Below are 956 nucleotides of genomic sequence, written 5' to 3'. Positions count from 1 at the left end.
ATTTTTTGGAAAACTTTGCAACAGAACCCTTGAGCCCATGTTAGCTGCGACCGTGAGCCCATTGCCAATCGCATTTAGTAAAAGTGAGAGGACAAAATAGTAGAGTACCTCAAAAATCGTGGGTTTGCGCAGCCCATCTTGTGTTTTGATCATAGATATATTATACTATATTTACTAATGTTTTAATAAGGATTAAGGAAAATTAAATATGTATCCCTACCAATATTTCAGTTTGTTCAAAACAGTTGACGATTTAATCAACGTCTATCAGAGTGTCAACGATAAATCAACGGTTGCAGCGATTAAGGCACAGGCTTTAGCTAAGTTTGATATCATTTTACCAGAAAAATTTGATGACTTTGATACTTTTTTAAAGGTGATATTTGATGAAAAATTAACGAAAGCTAGTGCTAAGACTTATTTTGAAGTGCATTTAAAACCGTTAGTTAGCCCTTTCAAAGTCCCGTCAAACAAAGCAGTGGAGAAAGTTTTTCGCAAGGTTAAAAAAATCCAAATTCCCAATTGGTCAAGCTTAGACCTACGAGAAAATACCTATGTCGCATGGCATGATCCAGGTCAGGGACGTAAATTCATCTTATTTTACGATGAACATGATAAACTTCAAGGCACTTTCGGTGAATTTGGTAGCAATGCTATCAAAGGCTTATGTGCCATTTGTCAAGAAATGACAACCATCAGTCTATTTTTAGCAACGACTAAATCGAGTGGTGATGGCACTTATACCAAAAAAGGGAATTATATCTGCCTAGATTCAGATGCATGTAATCAGCATCTCTATGATTTAAGTTCTTTTCATGGTTTTTTAAATGCCCTGAAATAATTCTTAAAGAGTTTTTGTCAAAAATTATGTTAAAATACTAGTATGAATGCTTTTTAGAAACAATCTTGTCCGTGGTCCGAACACATTTTAGGGCACCTCTAATAACTACCAATTA

1 protein-coding gene is annotated in these 956 nt (G+C 34.8%); it reads left to right on the top strand.

Annotated features, from left to right (window positions below):
- Nucleotides 1-208: 208 nt before the first annotated feature.
- Nucleotides 209-841, top strand: a complete 633-nt coding sequence (locus tag RU86_RS11780) for a FusB/FusC family EF-G-binding protein (RefSeq protein WP_096815456.1) — start codon at nt 209-211, stop codon at nt 839-841.
- Nucleotides 842-956: the final 115 nt, after the last annotated feature.

Source organism: Pseudolactococcus piscium, assembly GCF_002441695.1.
Classification (GTDB): Bacteria; Bacillota; Bacilli; order Lactobacillales; family Streptococcaceae; genus Pseudolactococcus; species Pseudolactococcus piscium.
Note: the sequence above shows the minus strand (reverse complement) of the source record. Positions and strands in the feature narration are given on the sequence as shown.